Raw genomic sequence first — 6,360 nt, forward strand, 5'->3', positions numbered from 1 at the left:
GGTGAGGCGTTCCCGAAGGGCTCGGGTCAGGAGTCCAGCATCCGCCGCAGCAAACCCCGCAAAGCCAGCCGCTCCTCGTCCGACAGGCCCGCCAGCGGTTCGCGGGCGAAGCGCAGGCCCTCGCGGAGCTCGCGGGCGACCCGGCGGCCCTCGTCCGTGGCCGCCGCCACCTTCACCCGGCGGTCCGCCGGGTCCGGGCGGCGCTCCACCAGGCCACGGGCCTCCAAGCGGTCCACGATCCCGGTGACGTTCGACGGCTCGCACTTCAGCCTGCGCGCCAGCTTCCGCATCGCCAGCGGCTCCAGGGACAGCAGGCTCAGCAGTCGCGCCTGGGCGCCGGTCAGCGCGTGCTCGCCCGCCGCCTCCTCGTAGTCCGCGTAGAAGCGGGCCACCACGTCCCCGATCAGCTCGACGACCTCCATGGTCACCGGGTCGGAATGGCGGGTGCTGTGTGAGGTGGGCATGGCTTCAGGGTACCCGCTTACTTGACAACATGAAATATTCAGGAGCATCGTTGTTTCAGCTACTGAAATAAATCGGAAGGGCTTCCCTCATGATCAACCGCGAATGGCACCTGCTCAGCCGGCCCGTCGGCTGGCCGAAGCCCGAGGACTTCGCCCTGGTCGAGGCGGAGGTCCGGCAGCCGCGCGAGGGGCAGGTACTCGTCCGGAACAAGTACCTCTCGGTCGACCCCTACATGCGCGGCCGGATGAGTGCCGCCAAGTCCTACGTCGCCCCCTTCGAGCTCGGCAAGGCCATGCAGGGCGGCGCGGTGGGCGAGGTCGTCGCCTCCGAGGCCGAGGGCATCGCCGTCGGCGACCACGTCCTGCACTTCCTCGGCTGGCGCGAGTACGCCACGCTGGACGCCAAGAACGCCGTCAAGGTCGACGCGGACGCCGCGCCCCTGTCGACGTACCTCGGCGTCCTCGGCATGACCGGCCTCACCGCCTACGCCGGCCTGCTGCGCACCGCCGCCTTCAAGGAGGGCGACTCCGTCTTCGTGTCGGGCGCCGCGGGCGCCGTCGGCAGCCAGGTGGGCCAGATCGCCAAGCTCAAGGGCGCCTCGCGGGTCGTCGGCTCCGCCGGGTCCGACGAGAAGGTCAAGCTGCTCGTCGAGGAGTACGGCTTCGACGCCGCGTTCAACTACAAGAACGGCCCGGTCGGCGAGCAGCTGCGGGAGGCCGCCCCCGACGGCGTCGACGTCTACTTCGACAACGTCGGCGGCGACCACCTCGAGGCCGCCATCGGCTCGCTCAACCAGGGTGGCCGGATCGCCGTCTGCGGCATGATCTCCGTCTACAACAACACCGAGCCCGCCCCCGGCCCGAAGAACCTCGCCCGCCTCATCCAGACCCGCGGCCGCATCGAGGGCTTCCTCGTCGGCGACCACTACGACCTCCAGCCGCAGTTCGTCCAGGAGGTCGGCCCCTGGGTCGCCTCGGGCGCGCTGAAGTACCGCGAGACCGTGGTCGAGGGCATCGAGAACAACCTGGAGGCGTTCCTCGGCGTCCTGCGCGGCGACAACACCGGAAAGATGATCGTCAAGCTGTAGTGACGGCTCCCTTCACGGCCGACGCACCGCGCCTGCGGCCGTGGACCGAGCTCGGCCCGCGAGCCCCCAGGTCCGAGACCTGGGGGCTCGCGGCGTCCCGGCATCACAGCTCCGGGAAGACCGCCGCGAAGAAGAACCACAGCAGCCCGGCCCAGAACAGTGCGGCCACCAGGGAGACCAGCAGAGAGCTGCGCCACTTCAGCACCAGGAACGGGAACATGGTCAGGACCGAGAAGAGGCCGCCGAGACCGATGTACAGCCGGGCGGCCTGGCTCAGCGTGCCGGCCCGGCCCTCGGCGAGGGCGCGGAGCAGGCGCTGCGAGGCGAAGCCGTACAGACCGAAGACGACAGGGAAGAACCACAGCGGCGTCAGCCCCACGAGCTGATCTTCCGACAGGTCGTTGAACTTCACCACGTAGACGACCGCCGCCGTGCCGAGGCCAACGAGCAGGGACACGATGTACAGGGCGGTGAGGCCCGCCGCGCTCCCCGAGCGTGCCGCCGGAGGCCTGCCGGGCACGAACGGCATCGGTGCGCGCGTCACCTGGTGACAGGACCCGCATTGGACATCGGTGCCGCTCAGGGCAGCCGGGACGGACATGAGGTGCCCGCAGACCCCGAGGAACTCGACCTGCTGTGGGTTCATGGAACTCTTTCTCGTGAGGCGTCCTGGCTCGGAGTCCCTGCGTCGCGGCCTGGTCCGGCACCGCGGCTGGAACCGGCCGCACCCGGGCCCGAGCCGTGACCGATCGTCGCCGCCCGCTCTTCAGAACCGCTGTGAGCCGACTGGAAAGAGCTCGCCGGTCAGCGGGCCAGGGCCGCCGTGTGCACCGCCCGGGCCAGCCGGTCGTTCTCCGGGGCCGCTCCGCCGGGGAAGGCGTAACGGCGGCGGGTGTAGCCGTAGGCCAGGCCGCTGCGGGGGTCCGCGAAGGCCTGGCAGCCGCCCGCGCCGCTGTGGCCGATCGCTCCCGCGCCCAGGAACGGGTGCCAGACGTCCGCCGTCGTCTGGAAGCCCAGGCCGAACGATCTGTGCGAGCGGGCCACCAGGTCGTAGCCCACCGAGTGGAACTGGCCGGACTCGGCCACCGTGTCCGGCTTCAGCAGCGGGGCCTTCTCGTCGACCTCGCTGATCGCCGCCGCGTACAGCGCGGCGAGCCCGCGCGCGGAGGCCACCCCGCCCACCGAGGCCGGTCCCCTGGCGCGCACGCCCGGGTCGTTGGGCAGGGTCGCCAGGTCGGTGGGTTCGGGGGCGTGCTGGTTGAAGGCGATGGAGGCGAGCGTGTGCGGGCCGGAGGGGAGCGAGTCGAGCAGCGCCCGCTGTTCGGGGGTGGGGGCCATCGGCTGCGCGGTACGGAAGCGGGGCTCGTGGGCGGCGGGCAGGCCGAGGAAGAAGTCCAGTCCGTAGGGGGCGCGGATCCGCTCCTCGTAGACCTCCTGGAGCGTACGGCCCGTCGCGCGGCGCACGATCTCGCCGGTGAGCGCTCCGATGACCAGCGCGTGATAGCCGAAGGCGCTGCCCGGCCGCCAGAACGGCCGCTGGTCGGCGAGCCGTTCGGCCAGCTGCCGGTCGTCGGCCAGCTCGGCGAGGGTGAACCCGGTGTCGGTGCCGACCACGCCCGCCCGGTGGGCGATCAGCTCGCGCAGCGTCACGCCCGCCTTGCCCTCGGCCGCGAACTCCGGCCAGTAGTAGGTCACTTTGCGGTCCAGCTCCAGCGTCCCCTCCTGCACGAGGAGCGCCACCACGAGATGCGCGGCGCCCTTCGTGGACGAGTACACGCCGTACAGGGAGCCGGCGTCGCCGCCCGCCCACAGGTCGACGACCTTGCGGCCGTGCAGGTACGCGCACAACTGGCCCTCGTAGTCCGGCCGTTCCTCCGCGACGAACGCGGCGAACTCCTCGCGCACGGCCTCGAAGCCGTCGGCGACGGTGCCGTGGATCTCCTGCGTCATCCGCTCTCCTCACCTCAACCGCTGCGGCCTGCTGAGATCGGTACGGGAAGACGTACCCGTTCGACTCAACCACGTCACCGGGCGGACCAGGCCGGGCGGGCGGCGGCCACGGCGGAGGCGGGGCGGACGGTGCCGCTCACCGGGCCGGTAGGGTTCCCCTATGCGCGATCTCGGGGTGGGTTTCGGATACCTCCTGAAGGGCCAGCGGTGGGTGGCCCGGCACGGCAGGCATTACGGGTTCGGACTGCTGCCGGGCCTGATCACCCTCGTCCTGTACGCGGCGGCGCTGGTCGCGCTGGCGCTGTGGGGCGACGACGTGGTGGCGTGGGCGACGCCGTTCGCCGACGACTGGGACAGCCCCTGGGCCGGCCTGTTCCGCGGCTTCCTCACCGCCGTGTTGTTCGCCCTCGCCCTGCTCCTCGCCGTCGTCACCTTCACCGCGGTCACGCTCCTGGTCGGCCAGCCCTTCTACGAGAGCCTCTCCGAGCGGGTCGACCGCGATGTCTCCCCGGACGGCAGCGCGCCCGAGTCGGGCCTGCCGCTGTGGCGGGAACTGTGGATCTCCGCCCGCGACAGCCTGCGGATCGTGGTCCGGGCCGCGCTGTGGGGGATCCTGCTGTTCGGTCTCGGCTTCATCCCGTTCGCCGGTCAGACGGTCGTCCCGGTGCTCGGTTTCATGGTCACCGGCTTCTTCCTCACCGAGGAACTGACCGCCGTGGCCCTCCAGCGCCGCGGCGTCGAACTGCGCGAGCGCCTCACCCTCCTCCGCTCCCGCAAAACCCTGGTCTGGGGCTTCGGCACCCCCCTCGGCCTGTCCTTCCTGGTGCCCTTCGTCGCGGTCTTCCTGATGCCGGGCGCGGTCGCCGGCGCCACCCTGCTGGCCCGCGACCTCCTGGGCGAGGAGACCACCGAGGAGCGCGACGACGAGGCCCCGGAAGACAAACGGCTCGCCTCCTGAGGACCATGGGCCGCCGCCCACGCCGGAAGTGCCGCCGCGTCACCAGGGCACCATCAGCGCCACGAGGGCGAGCAGCGGGACCGCCTGGAAGACGGCGGCGGCGCGCAGCCGGGCCCGCCACAGCAGTGCGCCGGTGACCGCCACCACCGCGCAGGCGCCGCCCAGTTGGGCCAGTGGCGAATGGTAGGGCCGCCCGTCCTGGCCCGCCGCCCACGCGGTCATCCCGGCCGCCAGCCACCCGTAGCCGACGGCCAGGGCGTCGACGGGCAGCAGCGCGAGGATCGCGATCGTGTTCCTCCGACTCGACCTCATGACGACAGCGTGCCCGGCGCGGCGGCCGGGCGCATGAGCACCCGTACCTGGTTCCGGACAGTCCTACTGGCCCGGGACGCGGGCCGCCGCATCCCGCAGTGCCGCGAGGAAGGCGAGCGCGGCCGGGGACGGTGAGCGGCCGCGGACCGTGGCGGCGTACACCGCGCGGGCGGGGGCGTCCTCGTCGAGCACCCGCAGCAGCGCGACGTCCGGCCGTACGGACGTGGCGGCCAGGGCGGGGACGAGGGCGACGCCAAGGCCGGCGGCGACGTAGCCCTGCTTGGCGGTCCACTCGGCGACGACGTGGGCGACGCGGGGCCGGAAGCCGTGGCGCAACGCCGCGTCCAGCAGCGTGCCCTCGGGGCGGGAGCTGCCGGATATCCAGTCGGCGTCGGCCAGTTCACCGAGCCGGACCGGGCCGTCCCGGCCGGCCAGCGGGTGGTCGGCCGCGACGGCCACGTACAGCGACTCGTCCAGGAGATGGTGCAGTTCGTACGCCTCCAGCGGTGCGCGGCCCGTCGTGGAGACCACCGCCAGGTCCAGCCGGCCCGCGTCCAGCAGGCCGAGGAGCGCGGGCGTGAGCCCCTCCTCGCGGGAGACCCGCACACGGGGGTGACGGGCCCGGAACGCGGCGAGGGCGTGCGGCACCAGCGCCGCGTCCGCCGTGGCGAACGCCCCGAACCGCAGCCGCCCGTCCGCCGCCTCGCGCAGCGCCGCCAGTTCCCGCCCCGCCCCGTGCAGCGCCTCGGCGACCGCTTCCGCGTGCGGTACGAGGATCCGCCCGGCCTCGGTCAGCCGCACCCCGCGCGGCAGCCGGTCGAACAGCGGCCCGCCGCCGAGCGACGCCTCCAGCGAGGAGATCTGCCGCGACACCGCCGACTGCGTCCAGCCCAGCGTCCGCGCCGCCAGCGTGAACGAGCCGTGCCGGGCCACCTCCAGGAAGACCCGCAGCCAGACGGTCGAGAGGTCCGGAACGCCGTCCGTGGTATGCGAGTCGGTCATGGCGGCCATGCTAGACATTCGCTTGTCGCATCACCGGCGCCCGCCTAGCGTCGACGTCATGGAGAAGCACCCGAAAGGCGGGGCGCGGTGAAGGTCACCCTGGACAGTCCCGCGTCCGCGCCGCAGCCCCTGAGCCCCTACTACTCCCAGGTCGCCCGCGTCGAACAGGCCGACGGCAGCGCCCTGTTGTTCATCTCCGGCCAGATCGCCGACGGCGCCACCCTCGCCGAGCAGAGCCGGGGCGTGTTCGAGACGCTCGACGCGCTGCTGGCGGCGCACGGCGCGACCCTGGCGGACGTCGTCAACATCCGCACCTACCTCACGGACATCGGCGGACTGGAGGAGTACGGCGCCGTACGGCGGCGGTTCCTCACCGGCACGCCCCCGACGAGCATGACCTTCGAGGTCCCGCGCCTGTTCCGCCCGGAGGCGCTGATCGAGGTGGAAATCGTGGCAGCGGTCCCGGCGGGCAGGTGATACTGCGCCCATGAACTTGAGTTTTAACCCATCAAGATCGTTTCTTGGTGAGGGTGGCCGTTTGCCGGACAGCAAGGCGGCCTCTGCTTGATCATGTGTTTCCGCCAAG

The 6,360-nt window shown here is 72.3% G+C and carries 8 protein-coding genes; 3 read left to right on the forward strand and 5 right to left on the reverse strand.

Translation table 11 applies throughout. From position 1 onward, the window contains the following. Window positions 1-26: 26 nt before the first annotated feature. Entirely contained in the window at window positions 27-464 is a 438-nt protein-coding gene (locus ACZ5GT_RS30235; protein ID WP_469032413.1) for a MarR family winged helix-turn-helix transcriptional regulator, read from the reverse strand. Window positions 465-553: 89 nt separating this feature from the next. Between ACZ5GT_RS30235 and ACZ5GT_RS30240 the strand changes: the two genes are divergently transcribed. Continuing rightward, window positions 554-1,552: an NADP-dependent oxidoreductase gene (locus ACZ5GT_RS30240; RefSeq protein WP_469032416.1), complete on the forward strand. Its 999-nt coding sequence runs from the start codon at window positions 554-556 to the stop codon at window positions 1,550-1,552. Window positions 1,553-1,655: 103 nt separating this feature from the next. Here the strand turns inward: ACZ5GT_RS30240 and ACZ5GT_RS30245 are convergent, their stop codons facing one another. Both ACZ5GT_RS30245 and ACZ5GT_RS30250 read right to left on the reverse strand, forming a co-directional pair. Next, on the reverse strand, window positions 1,656-2,198 hold the full coding sequence (locus ACZ5GT_RS30245) for a hypothetical protein (RefSeq protein WP_469032419.1): 543 nt from the start codon (window positions 2,196-2,198) through the stop codon (window positions 1,656-1,658). Window positions 2,199-2,356: 158 nt separating this feature from the next. Continuing rightward, a complete protein-coding gene (locus tag ACZ5GT_RS30250) occupies window positions 2,357-3,502 on the reverse strand; it encodes a serine hydrolase domain-containing protein (RefSeq protein WP_469032421.1) in 1,146 nt (381 codons plus the stop codon). Between the two features lie 160 nt (window positions 3,503-3,662). Between ACZ5GT_RS30250 and ACZ5GT_RS30255 the strand changes: the two genes are divergently transcribed. After that, window positions 3,663-4,460 carry an EI24 domain-containing protein gene (locus ACZ5GT_RS30255; protein ID WP_469032424.1) on the forward strand — a complete coding sequence of 266 codons (798 nt, stop codon included), beginning with the start codon at window positions 3,663-3,665 and terminating at the stop codon, window positions 4,458-4,460. A 39-nt stretch (window positions 4,461-4,499) separates the two neighbouring features. On the opposite strand, the gene ACZ5GT_RS30260 is transcribed toward ACZ5GT_RS30255, so the two are convergent. Further along, window positions 4,500-4,772, reverse strand: a complete 273-nt coding sequence (locus ACZ5GT_RS30260; protein WP_469032425.1) for a hypothetical protein — start codon at window positions 4,770-4,772, stop codon at window positions 4,500-4,502. Between the two features lie 63 nt (window positions 4,773-4,835). Further along, complete coding sequence (locus tag ACZ5GT_RS30265; RefSeq protein WP_469032427.1) at window positions 4,836-5,774, reverse strand: LysR family transcriptional regulator; 939 nt, start codon at window positions 5,772-5,774, stop codon at window positions 4,836-4,838. Window positions 5,775-5,861: 87 nt separating this feature from the next. Here ACZ5GT_RS30265 and ACZ5GT_RS30270 point away from each other — a divergent pair, with 87 nt between their 5' ends. Next, the gene (locus ACZ5GT_RS30270; protein WP_469032430.1) at window positions 5,862-6,251 is read left to right on the forward strand and encodes a RidA family protein; all 390 of its coding nucleotides are present in this window, start codon (window positions 5,862-5,864) and stop codon (window positions 6,249-6,251) included. The last annotated feature ends 109 nt before the right edge of the window (window positions 6,252-6,360 follow it).

Source organism: Streptomyces sp. NPDC031340 (assembly GCF_055569945.1).

Coding starts and splice junctions, on each gene's coding strand:
- ACZ5GT_RS30235 (WP_469032413.1), bottom strand. CDS start 464: ATGCCCACCTCACACAGCACCCGCCATTCCGACCCGGTGACCATGGAG.
- ACZ5GT_RS30240 (WP_469032416.1), top strand. CDS start 554: ATGATCAACCGCGAATGGCACCTGCTCAGCCGGCCCGTCGGCTGGCCG.
- ACZ5GT_RS30245 (WP_469032419.1), bottom strand. CDS start 2,198: ATGAACCCACAGCAGGTCGAGTTCCTCGGGGTCTGCGGGCACCTCATG.
- ACZ5GT_RS30250 (WP_469032421.1), bottom strand. CDS start 3,502: ATGACGCAGGAGATCCACGGCACCGTCGCCGACGGCTTCGAGGCCGTG.
- ACZ5GT_RS30255 (WP_469032424.1), top strand. CDS start 3,663: ATGCGCGATCTCGGGGTGGGTTTCGGATACCTCCTGAAGGGCCAGCGG.
- ACZ5GT_RS30260 (WP_469032425.1), bottom strand. CDS start 4,772: ATGAGGTCGAGTCGGAGGAACACGATCGCGATCCTCGCGCTGCTGCCC.
- ACZ5GT_RS30265 (WP_469032427.1), bottom strand. CDS start 5,774: ATGACCGACTCGCATACCACGGACGGCGTTCCGGACCTCTCGACCGTC.